This window comes from Vallitalea sediminicola, assembly GCF_054408565.1.
In genome coordinates this window covers 15,011-40,611 of the sequence record NZ_BTPT01000027.1, presented here as the reverse complement: position 1 = coordinate 40,611, position 25,601 = coordinate 15,011, and the positions used below count along the sequence as shown (strand labels likewise).

General features: G+C 30.3%; 28 protein-coding genes. 3 read left to right on the top strand and 25 right to left on the bottom strand.

All coding sequences use genetic code 11. The features are described from left to right. Window positions 1-11: 11 nt before the first annotated feature. Complete coding sequence (locus tag ACX6CF_RS12595) at window positions 12-1,064, bottom strand: DUF2804 family protein (RefSeq protein ID WP_458785690.1); 1,053 nt, start codon at window positions 1,062-1,064, stop codon at window positions 12-14. Window positions 1,065-1,397: 333 nt separating this feature from the next. Here ACX6CF_RS12595 and ACX6CF_RS12590 point away from each other — a divergent pair, with 333 nt between their 5' ends. Continuing rightward, the gene (locus ACX6CF_RS12590; RefSeq protein ID WP_458785689.1) at window positions 1,398-1,658 is read left to right on the top strand and encodes a hypothetical protein; all 261 of its coding nucleotides are present in this window, start codon (window positions 1,398-1,400) and stop codon (window positions 1,656-1,658) included. Window positions 1,659-1,800: 142 nt separating this feature from the next. Here ACX6CF_RS12590 and ACX6CF_RS12585 read toward each other — a convergent pair whose 3' ends face one another. The 13 genes from ACX6CF_RS12585 to ACX6CF_RS12525 all read right to left on the bottom strand — a co-directional run bounded on the left by ACX6CF_RS12585 (window position 1,801) and on the right by ACX6CF_RS12525 (window position 12,762). After that, window positions 1,801-2,223, bottom strand: a complete 423-nt coding sequence (locus tag ACX6CF_RS12585) for a DUF1893 domain-containing protein (RefSeq protein ID WP_458785688.1) — start codon at window positions 2,221-2,223, stop codon at window positions 1,801-1,803. Further along, window positions 2,210-2,728 (bottom strand): ECF transporter S component, encoded by a 519-nt coding sequence (locus ACX6CF_RS12580; protein ID WP_458785687.1) that lies wholly within the window; start codon window positions 2,726-2,728, stop codon window positions 2,210-2,212. Before ACX6CF_RS12580 ends, ACX6CF_RS12585 begins: the two co-directional genes overlap by 14 nt. 131 nt (window positions 2,729-2,859) lie before the next feature. Continuing rightward, window positions 2,860-3,267, bottom strand: coding sequence for a DUF3842 family protein (locus tag ACX6CF_RS12575; protein ID WP_458785686.1), 408 nt, complete (start codon window positions 3,265-3,267; stop codon window positions 2,860-2,862). Next, entirely contained in the window at window positions 3,264-3,995 is a 732-nt protein-coding gene (larC, locus tag ACX6CF_RS12570; protein WP_458785685.1) for a nickel pincer cofactor biosynthesis protein LarC, read from the bottom strand. Before larC ends, ACX6CF_RS12575 begins: the two co-directional genes overlap by 4 nt. 165 nt (window positions 3,996-4,160) lie before the next feature. Further along, the gene (locus ACX6CF_RS12565; protein ID WP_458785684.1) at window positions 4,161-5,795 is read right to left on the bottom strand and encodes a hypothetical protein; all 1,635 of its coding nucleotides are present in this window, start codon (window positions 5,793-5,795) and stop codon (window positions 4,161-4,163) included. A 299-nt stretch (window positions 5,796-6,094) separates the two neighbouring features. After that, complete coding sequence (locus ACX6CF_RS12560) at window positions 6,095-6,658, bottom strand: L-2-amino-thiazoline-4-carboxylic acid hydrolase (RefSeq protein WP_458785683.1); 564 nt, start codon at window positions 6,656-6,658, stop codon at window positions 6,095-6,097. 143 nt (window positions 6,659-6,801) lie between these two features. Then, the gene (locus ACX6CF_RS12555; RefSeq protein WP_458785682.1) at window positions 6,802-8,127 is read right to left on the bottom strand and encodes an MATE family efflux transporter; all 1,326 of its coding nucleotides are present in this window, start codon (window positions 8,125-8,127) and stop codon (window positions 6,802-6,804) included. A gap of 156 nt (window positions 8,128-8,283) precedes the next feature. Beyond that, window positions 8,284-9,312, bottom strand: coding sequence for a potassium channel family protein (locus tag ACX6CF_RS12550; RefSeq protein WP_458785681.1), 1,029 nt, complete (start codon window positions 9,310-9,312; stop codon window positions 8,284-8,286). Window positions 9,313-9,333: 21 nt separating this feature from the next. Next, a complete protein-coding gene (locus ACX6CF_RS12545; RefSeq protein WP_458785680.1) occupies window positions 9,334-10,884 on the bottom strand; it encodes a polyamine aminopropyltransferase in 1,551 nt (516 codons plus the stop codon). Between the two features lie 36 nt (window positions 10,885-10,920). Continuing rightward, the gene (locus ACX6CF_RS12540; protein ID WP_458785679.1) at window positions 10,921-11,115 is read right to left on the bottom strand and encodes a DUF350 domain-containing protein; all 195 of its coding nucleotides are present in this window, start codon (window positions 11,113-11,115) and stop codon (window positions 10,921-10,923) included. Window positions 11,116-11,180: 65 nt separating this feature from the next. Further along, a complete protein-coding gene (locus ACX6CF_RS12535) occupies window positions 11,181-11,387 on the bottom strand; it encodes a DUF350 domain-containing protein (protein ID WP_458785678.1) in 207 nt (68 codons plus the stop codon). Between the two features lie 33 nt (window positions 11,388-11,420). Then, a complete protein-coding gene (locus ACX6CF_RS12530) occupies window positions 11,421-12,206 on the bottom strand; it encodes a hypothetical protein (protein WP_458785677.1) in 786 nt (261 codons plus the stop codon). A 31-nt stretch (window positions 12,207-12,237) separates the two neighbouring features. Then, window positions 12,238-12,762 carry a DUF4178 domain-containing protein gene (locus tag ACX6CF_RS12525; protein WP_458785676.1) on the bottom strand — a complete coding sequence of 175 codons (525 nt, stop codon included), beginning with the start codon at window positions 12,760-12,762 and terminating at the stop codon, window positions 12,238-12,240. A 233-nt stretch (window positions 12,763-12,995) separates the two neighbouring features. Here ACX6CF_RS12525 and ACX6CF_RS12520 point away from each other — a divergent pair, with 233 nt between their 5' ends. Continuing rightward, the gene (locus ACX6CF_RS12520; RefSeq protein WP_458785675.1) at window positions 12,996-13,379 is read left to right on the top strand and encodes a type III secretion system chaperone family protein; all 384 of its coding nucleotides are present in this window, start codon (window positions 12,996-12,998) and stop codon (window positions 13,377-13,379) included. Between the two features lie 39 nt (window positions 13,380-13,418). Then, window positions 13,419-14,093, top strand: a complete 675-nt coding sequence (locus ACX6CF_RS12515) for a PspA/IM30 family protein (RefSeq protein ID WP_458785674.1) — start codon at window positions 13,419-13,421, stop codon at window positions 14,091-14,093. A gap of 71 nt (window positions 14,094-14,164) precedes the next feature. Here the strand turns inward: ACX6CF_RS12515 and speD are convergent, their stop codons facing one another. From speD to ACX6CF_RS12460, 11 genes are all read right to left on the bottom strand, one after another. Further along, window positions 14,165-14,959: an adenosylmethionine decarboxylase gene (gene speD, locus ACX6CF_RS12510; protein ID WP_458785673.1), complete on the bottom strand. Its 795-nt coding sequence runs from the start codon at window positions 14,957-14,959 to the stop codon at window positions 14,165-14,167. Between the two features lie 35 nt (window positions 14,960-14,994). Beyond that, window positions 14,995-15,573 carry a rhomboid family intramembrane serine protease gene (locus ACX6CF_RS12505; protein ID WP_458785672.1) on the bottom strand — a complete coding sequence of 193 codons (579 nt, stop codon included), beginning with the start codon at window positions 15,571-15,573 and terminating at the stop codon, window positions 14,995-14,997. Between the two features lie 146 nt (window positions 15,574-15,719). Then, a complete protein-coding gene (locus ACX6CF_RS12500; protein WP_458785671.1) occupies window positions 15,720-16,676 on the bottom strand; it encodes a carbohydrate kinase family protein in 957 nt (318 codons plus the stop codon). A 44-nt stretch (window positions 16,677-16,720) separates the two neighbouring features. Beyond that, entirely contained in the window at window positions 16,721-17,767 is a 1,047-nt protein-coding gene (locus ACX6CF_RS12495) for an NAD(P)-dependent alcohol dehydrogenase (RefSeq protein ID WP_458785670.1), read from the bottom strand. A 56-nt stretch (window positions 17,768-17,823) separates the two neighbouring features. After that, window positions 17,824-18,777 (bottom strand): ABC transporter permease, encoded by a 954-nt coding sequence (locus ACX6CF_RS12490; RefSeq protein ID WP_458785669.1) that lies wholly within the window; start codon window positions 18,775-18,777, stop codon window positions 17,824-17,826. A gap of 4 nt (window positions 18,778-18,781) precedes the next feature. Continuing rightward, a complete protein-coding gene (locus tag ACX6CF_RS12485) occupies window positions 18,782-20,287 on the bottom strand; it encodes a sugar ABC transporter ATP-binding protein (RefSeq protein WP_458785668.1) in 1,506 nt (501 codons plus the stop codon). Window positions 20,288-20,323: 36 nt separating this feature from the next. Beyond that, the gene (locus tag ACX6CF_RS12480) at window positions 20,324-21,301 is read right to left on the bottom strand and encodes a sugar ABC transporter substrate-binding protein (RefSeq protein ID WP_458785667.1); all 978 of its coding nucleotides are present in this window, start codon (window positions 21,299-21,301) and stop codon (window positions 20,324-20,326) included. Between the two features lie 214 nt (window positions 21,302-21,515). Then, window positions 21,516-22,676, bottom strand: a complete 1,161-nt coding sequence (locus ACX6CF_RS12475; RefSeq protein WP_458785666.1) for an ROK family transcriptional regulator — start codon at window positions 22,674-22,676, stop codon at window positions 21,516-21,518. 131 nt (window positions 22,677-22,807) lie between these two features. Beyond that, entirely contained in the window at window positions 22,808-23,926 is a 1,119-nt protein-coding gene (locus ACX6CF_RS12470) for a metal ABC transporter permease (protein WP_458785665.1), read from the bottom strand. Between the two features lie 2 nt (window positions 23,927-23,928). Then, entirely contained in the window at window positions 23,929-24,834 is a 906-nt protein-coding gene (locus ACX6CF_RS12465) for a metal ABC transporter permease (protein ID WP_458785664.1), read from the bottom strand. A 5-nt stretch (window positions 24,835-24,839) separates the two neighbouring features. Then, a complete protein-coding gene (locus tag ACX6CF_RS12460) occupies window positions 24,840-25,583 on the bottom strand; it encodes a metal ABC transporter ATP-binding protein (protein WP_458785663.1) in 744 nt (247 codons plus the stop codon). Between the last annotated feature and the right edge of the window lie 18 nt (window positions 25,584-25,601).

Sequence of the window (25,601 nt, the reverse complement as noted above, 5' to 3'; positions counted from 1 at the left end):
TAACTAGATTATCAAACTCTGTATCTTTTCTTTTCACCCATTCCAAAAAACTCATCAAGCATAATTTTATTATTCTCTTTATCTTTAATATATCCTCTAAAAGTTCCCATAGGACCTTCATAATCTGAATAAATGATACCATAATTAAACTTCAGTTGTAGTTTAGCTAATGGATAAAATGATATATTTACCATACCATACTCATCTTTTATTTTCCATACTTCTTTATCATCTTTAATCAACCTTTTAAATTTGATTGGCGGTAGAACTTGCATGTTCCCATTCATCCACAAACAATTTTCATTGTATTTTTCATGATCTTTGATTTGATTATCTGTTAGATTAAACCCTATAAGTCCCGTATCTTTATTATTGATACATCCTGTAACCCAGTCATATTTCACGCTACTTGGATAATATCCTTTATGATTATCAATAATAGTAAATGCTGTATCCTTATTAAAAACTATTTTTTCTTTTCCAATATAAAGTACACCCTCCATATTCATTAATGCTTTATGTGAATATAGCCCTCGATTAGTATCAAAAGGTTGGCAAATAACAATAGGTTCTGTTAAGTGAAAAGCAGTAATCTCTAATTTTATATTTGGTAAGTCATTTTTACTTCTTATTTTAACAACTATATTGATTTTGCCTTCTTCAAGATTATTATATATGATCATCATAAAATCTTTTGATATATATTTACTTTCACTTTGATACATGCTTGTACTTAATATTTGTTTCCATGGGATACAGTATTTTCTATAATTATAGAGTTTGTTATTCCTTTTATCGTAGATAGATAATTGATTAAGGGCAGAAGTTTTAGTATTATAAACTGCTCCAAGCATAAAAACATCTTGATTACCCGCTTGAAATGCTTCCCATTCCTTTAATCTTAGATTTTTGAAGTGCTTGCCAAATGGAAATCCTAATGGTTTCTTTGCATCTAACATATTTAATTTCTTGATAGGTTTATTATATGTTCCGAATTGAAATTTTCCATCTTGATCCACTAGACTATTGATTTGATTTTTAACTTCCCTTGTATAACCTTCCATAATAGAACCTCCTAAAGAATAATTATCTTTACGTAATACTCTATTGATGTCATTATTTAGTAAATACAAGTCAGTCTACAATTTTGATACAATAAAAACTATCATGAATTCATTAGACCGCTAACAAATTACATAATAGTTTTAACTATATGTATTGAACTTATACATCTATACACTTATTTCAATAAGTTGAATATATTACTTTCATTATATAATTATTTTATCTTTTAAACAAGTATAAACTTCAATATTATGCAAAAACACTATAAACAATACATATACTATATCGCTGGAATCATATATTAGTTATGAGTATAATTCTATGGAGGATATATGGATAATAGAGATATATACTATAATGAAATGCCTTTCAAAGAAATTTCAGACAAAACAAATCTAAAGAATTACGAAGACAAAATGGTTATGATCAAATCAAAGATGGGGTTTACTCATATGTTTCGTTTAAAAAAATGCAATAAAGATTATATAACTGGTGTTATGTATACTGGCAAAGAATTCGAACCTGTTAAAATACCTCTTAATAATATTGATTGTTTTTATGCTGCAAGATCTGATTATAATAACATCAAATAACTTACCTATATATATTGAACTTATACGTCTATACACCTAATTTAATAAGTTCAATATATTTCCCTTGATTTTATAAAGTTGAATAGAACTATTATTGCTGGTCTATAGCAATTATTTAGTTCTATTCAACTTATATAGTATATTATCCATTATTTGATAACTCTTTTAATGTGTTCAAGATAACATTATATGCCTCTTCCACATTATCTATATTAGAAACAGCATTTTCTATGGGGCAAGGTCCTGTACCAGTTCTATTAATGATTCCAGGAACCACCTTATCATATTCTACATCTATATTATATTTATTGGCTATTTCCAACGCTTTCTTACTGATTATAGGTGTAATTACTTTTTTCGCTTTACTTTTGATAGCTAAACACATAGCACCTTTTCCTATAATTCTATCAATGACCGTAATATCTTTATAATCATGATTTTCATCAATATAATCTAGTAGAGGTTTAACACCTCTTTCAGTTGAAGTAAAAACTACTTTGTCATTATTTTTCACAATACATGTATAATTATTATCTCCCCATCCATAATTATCAAGCTGTTGCATGTTGGTAACCCATTTTCTTGACTATAAGCATTATTGATGGAATAATAATAAATTGCAATGCAATACCTGGTAAACCAGCTAAAGTCATACCAACTACATTAATAAATGGTGGTAATGTGATACCAAATAAATTTGTTGCACATATAATCATTAGACCAACAACTACTCTACCTGTTACCATTGCTAAAATCAATGATAATATCATATTCAATTTAAATTTATTAAATAATAAACCTGCTACATATCCATATACCGGCAACTCAACTATCATAAAAAACAGAGTTGGAACAGGTGGCATTCCTGTAAATACATGACTTACTAATACAGATATCAATCCAACAAGTAACCCACTGACAGGTCCACATACAAATCCAGCTAATAGAACAGGGATGTGCATGGGCAAGAATGCTCTACCACTAATACTTCCAAAAACGTGAAACATCTGAGGTAATATAACCCCTAGCGCTGCAAATAATGCTGTATAAACCATTTGTCTACTTTTCATAAAAAATTCTCCTTTCAGATATATGTAACATAAAGTCATCTTGTGTATAAAATTACTAGAAATATAGTAATGCAACTTTCCTAATACAAATAAAAATAAACACCAAAAAAGTATCACAACCTTCTTGGTGTTTATATATTTCTTAGTACTTCTTGCACTAATTCTTCAATAAGTTTATTTAATTTTTTACCTTGTACTCCTGCAATTACCATATTACATTTATTGAATGGTAATAGTATTTTTTTGGATTCACTTGATGAAATGGATAAAGCAATTTCAGGAGTAATCTCACCCATCATAGCATCAGGAACCATAATCGCAAGTGGACCCAAAATAATATCAACTCTCTTACTCATTACTTTTATAGCATTTTCACCAGTAGCACCAGAGTTCGCTCCAGCTTTTATCATACCAGTGGTTGCAGTTGAATTCGTTCCAAGTGCAATTAATTCATGAGTTTCGTCAATACTATCTTTTAATTTGCTTATTATTATTTTCCCAATACCGCCGCCCTGTCCATCAACTACAGCTATCTTCAATTAACCACCTCTTCTCCTATTAAGACTCTTAATAAATTCTTTATAGGTAATTTCTTCTTGCCTGATCCATAACCAATATTCTTAATGGTCATTTTAGGCATTGAAATAAAATCTTCGGCTATAGTTTTAATAATTGCAGCACCAGTTGGCGTTACCAACTCAGTTTTTATATTAGTCTGATACACAGGTACATCTCTTAATACTTCCATAGTAGCTGGCGCAGGTATAGGAATAATGCCATTGGCACACTCTATAAATCCAGTACCTAAATGAATAGGAGATGCGTATATTTTATCAACATTAAGTAAATCAATACAAATAGAAGCGCCAATGATATCAACCATTGAATCTAATGCACCTATTTCATGAAAGAAAATATCTTCAATAGGTTGCCCATGAACTTTTGCTTCACTCTCAGCAACTAAGATAAATATGGATTTACTAATTTCTTTAGCTCTCATGCTAATAGTACTATCATCTATAATATTAATAATATCATTTAAATTCCTTTTTGGATAGACTAAACTTTCATCAATATGTACATAAACATCTGTAGCACTAATTCCATCTTTTCTTTTTTTATTAATATCCAAACTGAATCCTTTAACATTCAGTTTATCTAATTCGCCAATAAAAATGTCTTTATCAACTCCCAAATCAACAAGTGCGCCTAATGTCATATCACCGCTTAGACCACCTAAACAATCAAAATAAAGTATTTTACTCATGTCTATCACCTCCGTTGCCCAAATTTGTACCAAACGTTTGGAACAACTATACTTTATCATATGATAATGATTTAGTCAACCTATAACATAAATTTAACCATTCTACTATAATACATTATAAGTAAAATGGTTAAATATTATTACTAGAAATTATTTTTGTATATTTTATTTTAGATACCCTTTTTCCTTAGCCCACTTTTCTTTTGAATCTAAAATATCTTGGTATTCCTTTGGTGCTTCTCCATATATCTTTTTCAGATAGTATTCCGCTCTTTTCAAATCATTATATGTCACTAATGGATAATCATCTCTTTTATACTTACCTTCTTCTGTAATACAATAATATAAATCTCCATTATTCTTTATCCAACCATCTTTTGTATTCAATATACTATGTAAGAATATCTCTGCTAAATCAAATATTTTTTTATCATCATATAATAAATAATATCTATACAATACCGTCATTTCTGAAAGCATGTGATTTAACGAGCAATGAGGCATCTTAACATTACCATTATAATCCATATAGTCAGCTACAAAGATATTTCCATCAACATAAAAACTATTATCATCAACAAAATCCGTAAAAAACTTAAAGTAATTATCTAATACTCTCTTGATTTCTTCATCAGGATACACTTCCTGCATATGTAAAAAACTACTTGCAGTATCTGTATTAAATCTAGTATCATAAAAATTTTCATTTATACCATATTCATCATATATCCAATTGGACCTTGGTTCAGTAGGAATGTAATTCTTATCATTATATAACTTGGCATAACTATACATTAGACTTATACCATAAGTTGTAAAAATACTCCCTTGGTCCAATACCCAATAACAAGCTCTCATATGTGTTGCACAAGGTGCTCTAAAAAAATCATTTTTAGCAGAAGGTCTATAAGTACTAGGATTATCATAATATACACCATCAGCCCATACATATTTAATATTAGCTAAATCCAATGCAATCAATGTATCAATGTTAAATTTGACCTTCTTATCATTAATTAGATTCTTTAATGATAGAACTCCTTCTACTTTTGTTGAGTAACCTTTTTTAACAGGTAATTTATATCTATAGGTTGTCTTATCATCAATAACCATATTGATATTTTGGTTAATTTCACTGACAGTTTTTACACTTCTTCCTAACTCTTTCTCATGAAATGCTCTTCCAAGTTTAATATGATTATTCTCTCCATCAATAAAATTAATTATATTTGGGAGAACTGTACTAGAAATTACATCTTTATCATTAAACTTTAATGTTTTATCTATATAATATCCTTCTAAAATATTATAACTATCTGTCTTATCTGCTTCTACGCTAAAATATAATTCATTACTTGAATTTTTGTTAGGAATATATTGAACATAATATATCATCCCACTATCAAATACTTCATGAAAAGTCAATAATACTTTACCATAATCACCTGATAAATCTACTTCATATTCATACTCATTCATATACTTATGTTCAATACAGTTTTCACTAGAAACAGTAGGTTCTATCTCATCATCGCTTCCACTATCAATCATAAGGATATAATCAGTACTATTATCATTATCTAAATCCAAATCCAATTTTAAAGTTGTTTCACTTAACTCTTTTTTAACTGTATTAGTTAGGATTGATAACTTATCTCCTGATTCATTATTTTCTTTCATAGTATTACTTACAGCATTAGTATCATTGCCAAAACCATCAATAACCAATACAACTGCCCCAGCAATTATACCCATAATTAATATAACCCCAATAATCTTACTAAAAACGTTTCTTATCATTTGCAACTCTCCCTATTATCATATAACATTGTTTCATATTAATAATTAGTAACCTTTATCACCTATTGATTATACAGAGGTGTAAGAAAAATTACAATACAAATAAAATAAATAATACTATTTTTACAAATTATATAATATAGCCATAATACGCTACGCGAAAAAAATGTTTTGTTATTATATTGTAGATAACTAGAAAGCAAAATAGTATATGTATATTGTAGATTATAATAAATTAATTCTATAAGTTTTATCTTCCTATTTTTATTTAAAATTAGGATTAACTTATTAATTCAATTTTATTTTTTTATGTTTTTAAAATGGAAATCACATACATTATCCCCATACCCCAGTGTGTACTCTCTAGAGAACTTAAGTTTTTCCATTTTACCAAACATCAACCAATCACCATCACAAAACATCTTACATAGATTTGGGCATTTGTAGTAATCGCACAAATCTTTATAAACACACTTTGTAATATTGAAGTTTAACGCTTTATTATCATTTTGTACAATATTTGATACCCATGTATCTGCCTTCAATCCAGATACAAATGCTTTTTTGAACAGTATACAACCAATTGTTGATTTTCCAACTTTTTTCATGAAATTACTCATCTTTTTTGTTTTAGAGTAATAATACTCCTTAGCATATTCAAGAGCTTTATCATCATCCAGATATTTGCGGATGGATAAATAGAATGCTATTCTGTTCAATATTCGTGTTTTAGCAATTTTATACTGTTTGGATGATAGCTTAGATTCTTGTTCAGCTATCATTTGCTCCAGTATTTTACTATGATTTGTTAATATATCATCTGTTTGTATCTCAGTAAAGTATTTATGTAAAAAATCTTTCATTTCAACGATCCCCTTTTCAGAATTTTTATTGTTATTAAACTATGGATAAATTAATTATACAGTAAACAATAATTATTATACTCGCCGATTCTGGCAAAAAAATATTCCAAAAAGGTCATTTTACCCCAAGGCACGTGAACATTTCATCTGTCATATTTCATCCTATATTTCATAAAATCCATTTTCTTGAAATAATATATAAAAATCCCAGTAATCAATATCTCCGGTAATAAAAATCCAATAGCAATACCATCAACCCCAATCAAGTAAATCATACTTATACTTGCCAAAGGAATCAATATTATAGTTCTGATAAAAGCGATAGCCAATGATTCTACAGGTCTATTAATAGCGGTAAAAAATAATATTATCTGAACTCCTACACAAGATGATAAATAAGAAACTCCTACCCCAAGATAAATTCTAAAAGCAACTGATACCAATTCTTTGTTATCCAAAAGGTAAGGTAACAATATAAAAGAAACAGGAATTAATGCTATATATAAAATAATAGCGTATATGATGCTCCTCTTAAGTGAATAGGCAAATATATCTTTCAATTTATCAAAATGTCCTCTTCCAAGTAATTTAGACACTATTGGTTGTAATCCTACTTGTGAACCTACATATATCTTCGTGATAAGGGCTGTAAATATAGTTGCAGAAGCAAACGCTTCCAAATACTGATTAGGTAGAAATTTTAATATGGATTTATTGACAACATAAATCATAATGGCATCAGTAAAAACAGAAAGAAAATCACTACTTCCATTATAAATAATTCTCTTTAATTCGTGAAAGTGATAAGAAGGTATTATGAATTTTATTACTTTAGATTTTTTCATGAAATAATATATATTAACTCCAAGATGAAACACTTGACTTAACAGTGTTGCTAAAGCTAATCCTTTAACACCCATATTAAAAACTATTACTAACAATAGGTTAAAAGATAAATTTATCATCATAGTAATTATATTGACTTGATAAGTGAATTTTGGAGAGCCATCATTCATGATTAATTTATCTAGAACTGTAGATATTATCTGAGGAATAAAGCTAATCCCCAAAATTCTAAGATATATGGTTGCTGCTGCATGATATTTTCCACTTGCACCTAATATACTAGCTATAGAACTTGCATTAATTGACGTAATCATACCGATTATCAGAGAAATAATAATTATCACTATCATAATAAAACTAGCCAAATCATTAGCCTTATGAATATTATCTCTCCCTAAATAAAAACCTATATATGAACCTAACCCCGCTGAAAACATCACAGCCAATGCTATAATAAAAATTACTAATGGCATAATAAGTGCTAGCGAAGCAAGTACAACAGAACTGATAAAAGCAGCTGCAATAATATTATCTGCATTAGAAGCTACAGATAAAATAACCTTCGTTTTAATTACTCTATTAGAATATTCTTTATAATAATTTCTGAACTCTCTTTTATCCATGTACTCGCCTCTAACTTTTTAATAATCAACCAATAATATCATTGTAATTATCTACTTTAGTATTTGTAGATTATCATAAATTGATTCTGTAACTTAGAGGCATAAAAAAATAAAAGATACAAGTCATAAAAATTTGTTTTTTATGACCTATACCTTTTACAGTTTTTCACTAGATATGTATATGATAACATCATTTTTCTGTATCTTCCTATCTTTATCTGGATTCAAGGATACTTTTTCATTTGCAATACCTACTACAATGGTATTATATTCATTGAGATACTTCATTGACAGTTCTTTGAACGATATTCCTATATCATCTTTTTTAACAATACACTCATATAACTCATTGCCGTAAGAGTTAGTCAATAATTCTTTTAATACAGTACTCACATTTTTATAAATTGCACTTCTAACCATCACTCGACTACTCATTTGATTACTGACAATAATATCATTAACATTTGCTCTTTCAAAATGAGGAATATTCTCTTCATTAAGAACTTCTGCGATTAGATGAATGTTCGTATTGAATTTATCAACAGCTAGACATACAAGAACTGATTTAGCATCTGCCATTCCATCTTTATCAATCAACTTTTCATCAGCTACAACCATCACAATATCTGCATTTGGTATATTAGCTTTTATTAATGTATCATCTACAGTAGGATCACCATGTACGAAATAAGTATTTTTGTATGGGAGACTCAATCTTTCAATTTCAGAAACTATAACTATTTTACGATCTTCATTATCTTCAACTAGTTCTTTTAGCATAGTCTCGCTTTTCTTATTCCATCCAATGAGTACGATATGATTTTTAAATTTGATATCCATAAGTCCCATACCCTCTTTCATTTTATTCTCTATAAATATTGACGCAATCGCTGCCGTCAAAAAACCAAATGTGCTAATACCAACCAACATTAAAATCACACTAAATAAACGCCCTGGGGCAGTTATTGGAAAATAATCACCATAACCAACCGTTGTTGTTGTAACAAATCCCCACCATAAAGAATCTCCATAGCTTAAATCCGCATTAGCTTTACTTTCAAAAATATAAAATGCCGTTGAGCAAACTAATAATGCAACTATAAAAATCCCTATTAATTTATATATCTTACTTTTTTCCATAGATACATGAAGGACTTTAATTGCATTCAATATTACTGATATCATATCATCGTCTCCTATATCTGACTAATAACTATCCCACGCTTTTTCATAATATCCAAATAAAACCGGATTGGTAAGGCTATTTATCTGTACCTTATCTTTAGATTTTTTCTCATCATCAGCAAAAACAAACAAAGCCTTTACCATATCATCATTAAGATATTTAGTTGGAACTGCTAAATTGATATCCTCTTTTTTGAATTCCTGATTAGAGGCTAATGTAAATCCCCAGTCTCCGAAAGAAGGAACATATAAATGGTATCCCGTAGTATAAAACCCTTCAGATTCAACGGTTTTACGAATACACCAATACGCTTGTTCAGCATAATATGGACTTGTTGATTGAATAGCCACCATACCTCCATCATCTAGCTTATTATATATTAATCTATAAAATATATTAGTGTATAATTTATTTAAAGCTTCATTATTAGGATCTGGCAGATCCACAATGATAACATCATATTTATTGTCTGTGTTTTCAAGAAACTTGTAAGCATCTTGATTAATAACATTCACCTTTTCATTATCCAATGATTTATTATTCAAGGATTCTACTAGTGGATTAGACTTACAAAAATCCACAACTTCTTTATCAAGGTCAACTAAAGTAATATTCTCAACATCATCATATTTCAATATTTCCCTTGCAGCCAATCCATCCCCGCCACCAAGGATTAATATCTCTTTGCGTTCTTTTGCAAGGGTCATTGCAGGATGAATTAGAGATTCATGATATCTATATTCATCCTGTGAACTGAATTGAACATTACCATTAAGAAACAAACGAAGGTCATCACGATGTTTTGTTACAACTATCCTCTGGTGCTTGGTCTGTTTCCTATATATGATTTGGTCTCTATAAAAACTATCTTCAATCTTATCAGCTGTTGAATCAGCTGTTACAAAACCTACTATGATTATCAGTGCAAACAATGCCGCTACTACTTTTAGCACATCAATTCTTTTAATGTGCTCACTATACTTATATATTATTATATTGGCTACTATTATATTGATGAAACCAACTAAAAAGGCAGTTTTGATATACCCCAAATGTGGGAGTAAAATTAAAGGAAACGCAACCGAACCTATTAATGCTCCAATATAATCAAAACTCAATACGTTAGCAAGTGTCATTCTTAGATTATTTTCTTTTTCTTCTATGATACGAGTAAGTATAGGTATCTCTAGTCCTACTAAAATACCAATTGTAATTATTATTATGTACATGACTGGAAGATATACTTTGGTATATCCATATGCAGCAAACAATAGTACAGCAGATATACCTCCAACTAAACCTATAGTCAACTCAATTACAACAAAAACATCAAATAAATTACGCTTGAACTTCTTGGTTATATATGACCCTATACCCATAGCACTCATATATAATCCTATAGTAATAGAATATTGCTTAACACTATCCCCCAATAAATATGAACTGATTGCACCGATAATCAGTTCATATATTATTCCGCATATTGCTATAATAAAAACAGCAAACATCAAAGGGGTAGCATCAATTTTACCAGTACTTGTATCTTTTTTAATGCTATTTTCTTTTGACATGTCAACCTCCATAACTTTTTACAAAGCTATTATAACTTATATTATTGCAGCACTTACAACTATTGCCACGCCAATAAAAATTCCTGCAACAGCTAAACCAGCTGCCATGTTATGATCATCAATTTCTTTATTCAAATCAAATGGTGTAATAATATCGAATACTTTATATCCTATTGCACAGAAAAACATACCGATTGCAAAATATATTATACTAGAAATGATAGGATTCATTTTCCAAACCTCCTTAATTATTATTAAAAACCAATTTTCTATAATTCACATATGTAATTAGAAATTTATGCTATAGCAGCCTTGATGATTATTGCTACGGCTATAAATATTCCTGCTATCACTGCACCAACAGCTGGATTTTTTTCTTTTATCTCTTCAGCGAATTTATAAGGTGTAATCATATCAAATATCTTATACCCTACAAACATTAAAACTAACGCTAGAATAGCATAAATAATAGTTGCTACAAATTCATTATTTAAAATTTCCATTATATTTTCTCCCTTCTTAATATGTTGATCTAACTATTTACCAAAACTTGTTCCTCCACCTACTCTTGATTTTGAACCAACACTTCCTGAACGAACAGATTTTGTTCTAGATGTACTACTTGATGTACTACTTTTGCTTGTAGAGCTACTTGTTGAAGTACTATTGTTTGTTGTTTTACCAGTTGAATTTGTTTTTGAGTTTTCTGTTCTAATTTTGCTATCGGCATTTTTGTCAGTCTTTATTTTATTACTATCTGTTTTTGTTTTACTTGTATCTGTTTTACTAGTAGTTGATTTACTATTACTTGATGAAGTATTCATACTATTAACTGGCCTAGTATACCCATTTCCATATCTATTATTATCTTTTGAATAATATCTGCTAGAAATATACGCAGTATCATAGAATAATATAATATTATTTCTATGTGGTCTATAGAGCCCGTAATATCCATTGTTATGTATATATTTTCTCGATGATATCTGTGTATAAGTCTCTCCATCTTCGCTTTCATAGATCAATACATAATAATCATCATATGTTAATTGTATAGCTTCATCATTATCTAAATCTGTATAATCTTGTGGTCTATCTTCATTTATAAGATATTGTGCAGTTTCTCTCACACTCATATCTGATGAATAAATCTTCGCTTTATCTGATTTATCATAATTACTTGTTAAACTAGTAGAATAATGAAAATTAGAATTATTATCTAATTTCTTTGCTACAGATTTATGTGAGCCTATAGAAGCAATTATTCCAATTAACCATACACATGCAATAATGCCCAGAAAAATTTTTATTCCTTTACTCATACTCTTTCCCTCCTTCCTACTCTAAAAGCAACTAGTTTTTAGGATATATCTCAACATTATAATCCTCTATTTTTCTACCAATACCCATTTCTACCTCACCATTCCATATTTCAAGAGAAAGAAGATTTTCACCGTCTTCATCACTATATTCATAGTAATCAACCTCTTCACCTTTAACAGTGCTTACTTCACCTTGTACATATTCTACTTTGGCATCACTACCTTCTTGCATATAATATGTAATTCCTTTATATTCATATACTTTTGGAGCCTCAGTAATGATTGCTACAACCTCTTTATATAAGCATATTTCGACTTCATCGTCTTTTTCTACACTTAACCAGTAAGTTTTTCTAGAATCTTTTAATTTGTACTCTGTCCATCTCCAACCATGATCATTGAATTTTAATATACCTTTTACTTCATAATCGACTTCTTCAATAGAAACTATATCTCCGACCCTCATATTAAAAACTGTCAATTCACTACTTTCAGATTCCATCTTAGCAGTTTTATTAGCTCTAGATATGTTTTTAATTCTATCAATAAATCCCATTAATATTCACCTCCTTAATCACATCCAACTAATATTATCATATATCTTATTATTATAAAAGATATATTGCAAAAATTATATTATTTTGCTGAAAATATGTCTTTATTGATAAATTACTATTGAACTTTATATGCTATAATGTATATAATAAAGAAAGTTAACTCACCAATAATAGTTAACATGCAGTACTTTATTAATAGCACTAAACACAAAATATAAGGAGGTTATTATAAATGGAAATTAAACAAAGAATTGAGAGTTTCATGCTAGACATGAATTTACTCTATGAAGAATTAGATGAAAGCACATGGAAAATTGAAGATGATTTATCACATATAGATAATATCGTAGTCAAATTAGTAGAACCTATAGTTTTATTTAGAGTCAAAATCATGGAACTACCTAAGAACAATAAAGAAGAGTTCTATAGAACTGTCTTAGAATTAAATGCTAATGATTTAGTTCATGGTGCTTATGCTATTGAAAATGACAGCTTGGTTATGATAGATACTCTACAAGCAGAAAATCTTGACGAGAATGAATTTCAATCAACTATAGACAGTATTGGTCTAGCTCTAATACAACATTATGATTTATTAGCTAAATTTGCAAACTAATAACTTTAACATAGAAAATATCAAGGGAGGTAACATATAATGGGTATATTTAATCGTATAAGTACAGTATTTAAATCAAATGTAAATGATCTAATTTCAAAAGCTGAAGATCCTGAAAAAATGTTAAATCAATTAATAATTGACATGGGTGAGCAGTATAATGAGGCAAAAGGTTCTGTTGCATCAGCTATAGCTGATGAGAAAAAATTAAAGAAAGCTTTAGATGAAGAAGCTGCAAAAGCTGCACAATGGGGTAAAAAAGCAGAATTAGCTGTAGCTAGTGGTAATGATGCTCTAGCTCTTCAAGCTCTAAATAGGAAAAAAGAATATGATGACCTTGTTGCACAATATCAAACTCAATGGCAGGCTCAAAAAAATGCAACTGATAACTTAAAAGCTGGTTTAAGAGATTTAAGTAATAAGATAGAAGAAGCTAAACGTAAAAAAGGTTTATTGATTGCTAGAACCAAACGAGCAGAAGCTCAGAAATCTATCCAAAAAACTATGTCAAGTGTAAATGATTCAAGTGTTTTTGATACTTTTTCTAGAATCAGTGAAAAAGTCGATACTATTGAAAGTGAAGCTGAAGCAACTACAGAATTAAATAGTTATATGGCTAACGATGATCTAAACAGCCAATTTGCTGAACTAGAAAATTCAGATACCGAAGTAATGGATGAACTTGCTGCATTAAAGGCTAAACTAGGCAAATAACAATATATAATCTTAATCAATAATTATGGGGCTATAGATAGAATTCAATTCTAACTATAGCCCCATTAATATTATTCTTGTCCATAAAATATAGTGTTCAATTCATTTTTTATTTTGTCTATTATACATTTAACTAGTTTATCTTGTAGATCTTGTTCTTTTAAGTTAAATAAATGTTTATCAATTTCAAAATCATCATTTCTCATTTTGGTATAATATATATTTTCTTTTGGTAAATTAAAATCGACCAACTCACAACCCGACTTATTATCATCTGAAATAAACTCTTGTATGGATTTTATGCTATTATCATTATACCGTTTTCTTCCATTAATATCTCTGTTGAATCCTCTCACCCTATAATCTAGAGTGACCATATCTGAATCCAATTCTTCAAGCAAATAATCAATAACCACTAAAGGGGATATTTCACCGCAAGTACTAACTTCAATATCTATTCTTACAACAGATATATCACTATGATTATTATTTTCTGGATAAGTATGTACAGTAATATGACTCTTATCTAAATGTCCTACTACATGCCCATTATTAGGTATGATATTTCCTCTGTTGCAAGAATCATCAACCTTGACGACTGGTATCTGCCCTTCTGAAATCAACAAATTGACACTGGCACCTTGTGGATCATAATCCTGCTTTGCTATATTTAATATATTAGCACCAATCATACTAGTAACTTTCCTAAGCACTTTTGTTAAATTATCTGCACTATATCTACAATTGATATAATCTATATATTGTTCTTTCAACTCATTACCATCTATATAATAAATATTATAAAAATTCATATTGAGAGTTTTAGTCAAGTTATTAAAACCATATAATTTATATTTTTTATCCAATCAAATGCCCTCTCTCTAATGTAAAGCTAAACATGTTAAATACTTTGCTTTTTCTTATTTTTTTGTACTATGTATATATATCCCATCCCTACAAGAGCACCTAATATATGACCTAATTCTGAAATATTATTAGTCACAAATATTCCATTATATATTTCTTTAGCCAAGAATAATATAGCTATGAAGATAAATGTAAGAGGAAGTTTTCCATCTTTCATATTAGTGAAGGAAGTTAATACTATCATCATGAATACAATACCACTAGCTCCTAATATTCCACTATTAAAAATAATAGCTTGAAAGAATCCAATCACTATAGTTGTTACAATAATTAATATTAAAATTGTTTTTGAAGAATATTTCTCTTCAAGCATTGGTCCTATCAATAGAATTAAAGTAATATTCCCTAACAAATGATCTATAGAAGCATGTCCCAAAGGCCATAATATCATCTGAATCATACTGATTAAAGAAAATCCCCCTCTATAAACAAATAACGAATTAATAATATCCAAAGGTATAATTTGGTCAATAAAGAAAATTGCTGTTGCTAGCAAAGAAAATGTTAGTACCACTGGTGAGTTATATTCTATTTTGTTTAATATATTTTTCAAGTTACTCCTCCTCGTAATTTCATATACCATTGTTATTATTATAAACATTTATGTAAGTTCCTGCAACATATTCTTAATTTATGCCATTAATAATCTAAAAAGAAAGAGAGCATATCACACCTTGATATACTCTCTTTTATCTTTAATTATTTCAAACATAATCTGTTAATAATTTCCTCATTGGGCATAGCGGGTATAGCACCCTTTTTGGTAGTTGTAATTCCTCCTGCTGCATTAGCAAACAACAAAATTTCATCCAATTCTTCTTTTTGCAGCATTTGAATATCTGTTAAATCTTTATTCCTGATTTTGTAATGTACTGCTCCTAAAAAAGCATCGCCAGCTCCAGTTGTATCAACGGAGTTCATTTTAAATGATTTTATGAATCCTGATACATTTTTATTTGAATAATAGGAACCTTTATCCCCCATGGAAATCAATACAAGGGAAACACCCATCTCCTTAATCAATTTTACACACTCATCCATATCTGTTATACCAAAAAGAAATTCCATTTCTTCTTCAGATATTTTTACTATATCAGCTAAAGGCATCACTTTTAGAATCTCTTCTTTTGCAACCCTATAATCTTTCCAGAGAGCTTCCCTATAATTAGGGTCATAGCTGATAATTTTGCCCTTTTTCTTAGCATACTCCACTGCTATTATTGTTGCACTTTTGCAGGGTTCATCAGTTAAAGATACTGAACCAAAATGAAACATATTGCAATTATCAATTAATTCTTTATTTATTTCCTCTTTTGTAAGCATCATATCTGCACCAGGTTTTCTGTAAAAACTAAAAGACCGCTCTCCCTGTTCACTTAGATGTACAAAAGCCAATGTTGTATGCACATCTTTTGACATAACAAGTCCACTAGCATTTATATTAACATCTTCTATTACTTTCTTTAGAAAGCATCCAAACTGGTCATAACCCACTTTTCCTATAAATCCTGTTTTTCCACCAAGTCTAGCATTCATAGCTAATACATTTGCTGGAGCTCCGCCTGGATTCTGTTCAAAAATAGGCAATTTCTTTTCACCGTCTTCAACTGGTGTAAAATCTATGAGAAGTTCTCCAATGGCAACTACATCATACATATTAATTCTATCCTTTCTTATTCTGCCCTAACAACAATACAATCCTATTTGATACGAACGACTGCCTTAACAACATCAGCCTTATTCTTAACGCTTCTATCCATTGCATTTTGAATATCATCAAATTCAAATATATCTGTTACTATATCCTCAGGGTTTATTTTTCCGCTAGCTACAGCATCAATTGCCATAGGATAAATGTGACGATATCTAAATACTGTCTTAAATGTTACTTCTTTATCTAACGCTAAACTCATTTCCAAATTCATTATACCAGTTTTACCATAACCTACCAATACTATGTTAGATCCTTTTCTGACCATATGTATTATTTGATTAGTAGTAATTTCTGTACCAGCAGTTTCAATTGCCAAATCACAGCCTTTACTATTTGTAATTTCCATAACCTTTAAGACTGCATCTGTCTTTGATGCATTTATTACATGTGTAGCTCCTAATTCAAGAGCCTTGTCCAAACGTTTTTGCATTATATCCACAACAATAATATTGGTTATTCCTCTAATTTTCAGTGCCATTATTGTCACTAATCCTATTGCTCCAGCACCAGTAATTACAGCAGTTTGACCTGGCAGTGCTTCACCTTGATTTACAGCATGAATTCCAACAGCTAGTGGTTCTATTAATGCTCCTGCCATTGTACTCACATTATCCGGTAATTTAAAGCATAAATCAGCATCATGAGCAACATATTCCTGAAACACTCCATCATATGGTGGTGTAGCAAAAAATTCTACATCAGGGCATAAATTATATCTTCCAGTTTTACAGAATTCACATTTTCCACATGTTTTACCTGGTTCCAAAGCTACATGATCTCCTACCTTCAAGTTAGTAACTTTTTTACCTACTTCCACAACTACACCACCAGGCTCATGACCTAATACAAAAGGTGGTTCCACTATATAATTTCCAATACGTCCATTCTCATAATAATGTAAGTCTGAACCGCATATTCCTACATATTCTACCTGAATTAACACTTCTTCGTCCTTTACTTTTGGAATTGGACGTTCTTCATATCCCATTTTCCCAATTCCATTCATCACAGCTACTTTCATTATTCCTTCCATCCTGCTACCTCACATACTTTCTTTATTAGTAATAGTCATTTTACATATTTTTATTCTTATACTGCAACAGCTTTTGACTTACGATTTTTTTGAATACAGTCAAATGCAACTGCAAATAACAAGACAATACCTTTTGTTACCATTTGAACATATTGGCTTACATCAAGTAGAACTAAGCCATTACTAAGCACACCAATAATCAGCACACCTGCAACTACATTTGAAATCTTTCCAAATCCACCATTAACACTAACACCGCCTAGTACAACTGCCGTCAATACATCAAATTCAAAACCTTTACCTGCTAAAACTTGTCCAGAATTGGTTCTTGAAAGCATAACAATTCCTGCAATTCCTGCAAAAAGCCCTGATAATGAATACACTAGATATTTAACTCTCTTTACATTGATACCAGATAATTTTGCAGCTTCTTCATTACCACCAACAGCATAAAAGTATCTACCGAAGTATGTTTTATTTAAAACAAATGCTCCAATTGCTAAAATTATGATTGTGATAATAACTGGTATAGGTATTGGTCCCACATATCCTTGTCCCAATTTAGAAAAATATTTAGGAAAACCAAAAATAGGTATACCTTTGCATATTATGTAAGCAATACCTTCTATTATTGTCATTGTACTCAAAGTAACAATCAAAGGCGGCATCTTAAGATTAGCTATGATCCAGCCATTAACAAAACCAATAGAAACACTCATAACAATTGCAATAAGGCAGGCTATAACAGGATGTACCTCTGCATTAACCATTAACCAAGCAGTAACTATATTTACTAATGTTATTTGCGATCCAATTGAGAGGTCTATCCCTCCAAGCAATAGTACAAAAGCCATACCTACTGCAGCAATCCCTAACATAGATACCTGACGAGCGATATTAAACAAATTTGATGGGATAAAAAATGCCTTTGATGTTACACTAAAAAAAACAATCAACAATATAAGAACAGCAAAAATTCCATATTTCTTGAATACAGCTATAAAGTTCATGACATTATTCCTTTCCTTTCACACTTGATGCAAAACTCATAATCTTTTCTTGGTTAAAATCATCTTTATCCAACATACCTGTTATTTTACCTTCCGCTAGAACAATGATTCTATCTGACATTCCCATTATTTCTTCCATTTCAGATGAAATTAATAAAATGGTTTTTCCTGATTCAACTAATGTATTAATTAATTTATAAATTTCATATTTAGCACCTACATCTATCCCTCTAGTTGGTTCATCAAGTATAATCAAATCAGGATTAGAAGCCAGCCATTTTGCAATAATAACTTTTTGCTGATTGCCTCCGCTTAGATTCTTGACTAACTGTTCAGTATTAGGTGTCTTTATATTAAGTTTACTTTTATATTCGTTGGCTATACGATTTTCATCTTTTTTATCTACTACTGATAACTTTGATATTCTGTTAAGAATTGCCATACTAATATTGCCTCTGATATCAATATCAAGCATTGCACCTTGGTTTTTTCTATCTTCTGGAACAAGTGCAATACCATAATCAATTGCTTCTCTAGGCGTTTTGGGAGATATTTCTTTCCCTTTAAAAGTTATTCGTCCTTTTGCTTTTGGTTTTATACCGAAAATCAACTCTGCAAGCTGGGTTCTTCCTGAACCAATCAATCCTGCAAATCCTAAAACTTCTCCACGTTGTATTTGAAAAGAAATATCTTTAAGTCCATTCCCATATAAATTTTTTACATCCAGCAGTATTTCATCTTTAACTACTGGCGGGCGAGAAGGATATGTTTCTTTCAACTCACGCCCAACCATAAGTTTTACTAGCTCATTGATATTTGTTTCGTTGGTATTTAATGTTTTTATTTTTTGGCCATCTCTCATAACGGTTACTCTATCCGTCAATCTAAAAATCTCGTCCATTCTGTGTGAAATATAAATTATGGTAACACCAGCTTCTTTTAACTTGTCCACTATTAAATACATGGATTCCACTTCTGACTTAGTCAAAGGTGCTGATGGCTCATCCATAATAAGAATTTTAGCTTTTTGAGACATTGCTTTAGCGATTTCAACAATTTGTTGGTATCCAACTGTCAAATTACTAACTAACTCATTAGGATCAATATTGATATCAAATTGTTTGAATATCTCTTTAGATTTATCAACCATTGCTTTTTTATCAATTATTATTCCTTTTTTTCTTATAGCTCTACCTAAAAATATATTCTCAGCTACTGATAATTCACCAACAATGTTAAATTCTTGATATATTACAGCAACTCCACTTTCTTCTGATAATTTTGGTGTCATAGATGAAAATTTCTTACCATCTACGATTATTTCACCACTATCAGGAATTACTGCTCCAGTACATGTTTTAATTAATGTAGATTTACCTGCACCATTTTCACCTACTAGAGCATGAATTTCACCTTTTGCAACCTTAATAGTAACATCATTCAAAGCCACTACTCCAGGATAAGTTTTAATAATATGATTAAGTTCCAAAATTGTGTTTGTAATATCCATTATATCTACCTCACGTAAACATTTTAATATGTATGTTTATTTATAATACTCATCAATATTTTCAGTTGTTACGGTAAAAGTAGTACGATATACTTCTTTTTCTACAGATTCACCTGCAACAAGTTTTTCTAACCAGCTATATATTTCTTTTGCAATGGCATCACCATCACCTGTAATAAGAACAGACATCCTGTTTGCTTCATTGTTCTTGATTGCTTCCAATTCTTGATCTGTTGCATCAGCAGCGAATACACCTATTTTATCTGTTAATTTGCCAGCTGCTTTAATAGCTTCATTGGCACCAACTGCACCACCACCACCTATACAAGCAACTACTTGTACATCTGGATTAGCTTGAAAGATTGTTTCCATTTTTGTCATACCTTCAGTAGGATTAATTGCACTTGTCTTAGCTACAATAGTAGCATTTGGTGCATTCTCTTTTAATGCATCAACTATACCATTACCTCTTTCTAGAAGAATTGGGATTTGAGGATAATCTAATACTGCAACTTCACATACACCGTCATGAACATCGTTTATCCATTTAGCGGCTTGTTCACCAATGATCTTACCTAATTCATAATTATCAATTAACCAAACAATATCTGCATTTTCTAAATTTTCATCCCAGCTGTATACTTTTATACCAGCTTCTCTAGCATCAGAAAGTACTTGTTCTACTGCATTTACATCTACAGGATGAATAACAATTACATCAACATCATTAGAAATAAAATTCTCTACTTGTTCTATTTGTTTTGATGCATTATTGCCACAATCCAAATATGTCATGCTACCACCATCTGCTTCAACCAACCCTTTTAATGATTCACATGAACTTGACCAAATCTGATTACTTAGATCTTGAACTGTCATACCAACTGACATACCAGATTTTTCAACATTTTCAGTCTCTGTTTCACTATTGCTTTTCTTTTCTTCTTTACTACACCCAGCTATCATTGTCATAGCCAATGCCATCGTTAATACCACCAATAAAATCTTTTTCATAATAAATTTCCTCCAAGACATTTGTATTTTGTTTATTAAACTCTTTAATTAAGTATCTACATAATATCACCTGCTTATATTTCTGTCAATAGTTTATTGTATTTTTTCATAATAATAGTTTTTATTATCGTGTTTTTCCCATCAATATACACAAATAAAAAACCAGCATATTATTCAATTGCTGGTTTTTTGCACAATACTTATATTAATTGATTTATACAGTACATAAAAATGCTTCAATATGCTGTAATGCTGCTCCTAGAGCTGATGCTTCTACACGATAACGGCAAGGCTTAATATATGACGCATCTATTTCAAACGTATTTAGCATTGCTACCTCTTCTTTCAATCTTGAAATATACGGTTCAATATGACTACCCACATACCCTCCTAAGATAATAGTACAATCAAATATCATTCGTAAGTTATTTATTTCTATCGCCAAACAAGATAGATATTGATTCAATAGCTGTTTGAATTCATTATTTCCATTTTCAATTTCTTCAAAAAAAGTTTCTAATTTCCCATCTGTATGTTTTGATAATGTTTTAGCAGAACAATAAACATCTACACATCCTCTTTTACCACAATAACATTCACTGCCATTTGGAATTAGAGTCATATGTCCAAACTCACCACCTCTTAAATTATCTCCTAAGTATAATTTATCAGTAATAGAACTCTCATTTAAGTATGACTGTGCATCTACAATAATTGCACCTCCTACACTATTACTTAGAGATAGATATACTGCATTAAAACACTTATCATAATGATACATTTCTGCGAATCCTGAAGCATTGGCATCATTGACTAGAATACATGGGTATGGAATGAATTCAGTAAATCTATCGGTTTCAATGTTAGTCAAATTAAGAGCATGAGAAAAAAGAATCTTATTGTTCCTTGTATCAACAATTCCTGGAATTGAAATACCAACTCCTAAAAATTTTTTATCGGAACCGATTTCACTATTTTTAAATTCAAGTGCTATAGCAGCCATTTCTTTATAATATTCCCTATTATTGAAAAATGGCTTATAAACACGTTTATGTTTTAATACATCCCCTGATAAATCTGTTAATACAACCCCAATATGATTTTGAGTAATATCGATGCCCAAGGCATAATGTAAGTTTCTTACTGGTGCAATAGCAATAGCCTTTCTGCCCCCTGTTGATTGAAATTCACCAACTTCATCTACTAGACCTTGTTTCATCAATTCATTTATATTTTGCAGAACAGTCGGCATACTAATACCTAACTCCGATGAGATATCCGGCTTTGATACTCGGTCATATTTGTTGAGATATCTAAAAATTCTATTCCGATTAATCTTTTTTACCTCTACATTACTTGCTCTTTTTTTTATCATATTATCCCATCCTTATAACTTTATTAAAGTATTTACATTAGTAGTATTGTATCATTTTATCAAAACTTATACAAGCAATACTTTTCATAAAAAAAGTTCCCAACAATAAATGTTAAGAACTTAAACTGCTTCTATTGTGCTACAATCTCTTCATAGCTATTGATAGTATATTCTCTTCCTTCTTCAGTTAATTTAAAAATTCCATTAGTCTCAATAATATAATTATTATTTTTTAATCTTATTGTAATACGTTCTATAAAATCCTTCTGCCAATTCAAATGATTACATATACTTACGATACCATTTTCTATATACTCATTTTCATTACCTTCATGATTGTAAACATGGAATAACATTGTTTTTGCAGCAAAATCAATTTCTTGATATTTACGTCTTCTGATTATAGTTATTATTCCTCGTTTTGGTGCAAAAACGAATACTAACATAAAAGTTAAACCCGTAACAGCTGCCATACAACCTGCAATAGATACATCAAAAAATTCAGCTACCTGATACCCTACAACAGCATTAACTGCGCCAATGAAAGCACTTAATCCTAACATCTTTTTAAGATTATCTGTTATTAGATAAGCAGAGACAGGTGGTCCAACCATAAATGCAATCACTAGTATAGACCCAACTGCTTCAAAAGCTCCTACAGCAGTAACTGAAACAGATGTCATCAACCCATAATGAACCAGAATAGGTGAAAATCCTAGAACAGCTGCAAGTCCTTTATCAAAAGTAGCTATCTTCAACTCTTTAAAAAATACTATTACCAATACTAGATTTATCAACAATATAGTTCCCATTGAATAAATTGCTTTTGCACCTATGTCTATTCCACCTACAACCATTCTGTTAAAAGGTGCAAAAGCCAATTCACCTAAAAGTACTGAATCTGTATCTAAATGAACTGAACTAGCATACTTGGAAACAATAATGATCGCAATACTAAAAAGTAGTGGAAAAACAACTCCTATAGCCGAATCTTCTGATAGTAGCTTAGTGGAATTAAGAAGTTCAACTAAGTATACCGTCAACAATCCAACTACTGCAGCACCTATTATCAGCAAAGGGGAACTCAAATCAAATACAATAAAATATGCTCCTACGATTCCTAATAATATTGTGTGGGTTATAGCATCTGACATCATAGCCATTCTTCTAAGAACTAGAAATACACCTGGAATAGAACAAGCTACTGCTACTATTACTGCTATTATTTGAATCTCTAATTGTGGTGTCATATCTATTCCCCCTTAACGATCATACAATCTTTTTTATTATTATATTCTTTCATCTTTCGCCAAAACAATCCTCTATTAGGTGCAAATAAAATGCTAATTATTACAATTATACTTATTACTAATACTATAGATGGACCTGTTGGCATATTTTCTATTGATGAACTTATTATGGTTCCTAATATTCCGCTTACTGCACCAAAGATAGATGCAAGTATAACCATTATGGAAAGTTTATTCGTCCATTGCCTAGCCGCAACACCTGGAGCTACTAACATGGCACTCATTAAAATGACTCCTACTGTTTGTAGTCCAATAATTATCGTTGTTACAATTAAACTAGCTAATAAAAAATCTATTTTCTTAGTAGAAATGCCAATACTTCTTGCAAATTCGTAATCAAACGAAATTATCTTCAACTCTTTCCAGAATATAATCACCAATGTAATAACAACTACTCCGGCAATAAATATTATTTTAACATCCCTGCTTAGTAAAGTGGACGCCTGACCGAAGATAAAATTCTCGAGTCCCGCTTGATTAGCATTGGGGATTTTTTGAATATATGTCAACAACGTTAATCCAATACCAAAAAAAACAGATAGTACAAGTGCTAGAGCTGAATCGAATTTAATTCTTGAATGTTTATCAATTAACCCAACTAACCATGTAGCTAATAATCCTGTGATTAATGCTCCTATCAAAAGGACCAATGTATTTTTACTCCCACTAATAATAAATGCAAGAGTTATTCCTGGTAATGCTGCATGTGATACTGCATCCCCTAATAAACTCTGTTTTTTGAGTACTGCGAAACTTCCAACTACACCGCTTATTATCCCAAGCAACGCAGAACCTAATGAAACTATTTGTAATGTGTAATCTGTAAATATCATTCTGAAATCAACCATAAACATTACCTACCTTTTAACAATTTACCAGTACTGTGATATGTTTTGATTAGATTCTCTTCTGTGAATACTTGTGCAATTGGTCCACATGCTATCAACTGGATATTAAGAAGAGTTACCCAATCAAAATACTCTTTTACTGTTTGCAAATCATGATGAACAACTATTACCGTTTTTCCTTGTTTTCTCATACCTTTCAATATATCCACAATAGCTCTTTCTGTCTTGGCATCCACTCCTTGGAACGGTTCATCCATAAAATATATATCCGCATCTTGAACTATTGCTCTTGCTAGAAAAACACGTTGCTGCTGTCCACCTGACAATTCACTTATTTGTCTGTTAGCAAAATTTTCCATACTTACTTTAACCAAAGCTTCCATAGCTAATTTTTTTTCTTTCCCACCAGGTCTCTTGATCCAACCTATATGACCATATCTTCCCATCAAAACTACATCTAAAACAGTTGTTGGGAAATCCCAATCTACACTTCCTCTTTGTGGAACATAACCTATATTTTTTCTTTGTTGCCTATAAGAACGTCCATTAAAAAGTGTACTTCCAGAAATGGGTTTTATCAAATCAAGCATAGCTTTAATCAATGTCGACTTTCCAGCACCATTTGGTCCTATTATCGCCATTAAAACTCCTTTTGGAATTCTTAGATCAATATCCCAAAGTACTGGCTTCACTTGATATGCTACTGTCATATCTTCAACTTCTATCACATAATTATCTGTATTAACCATATAATTACCCTCTTTTTT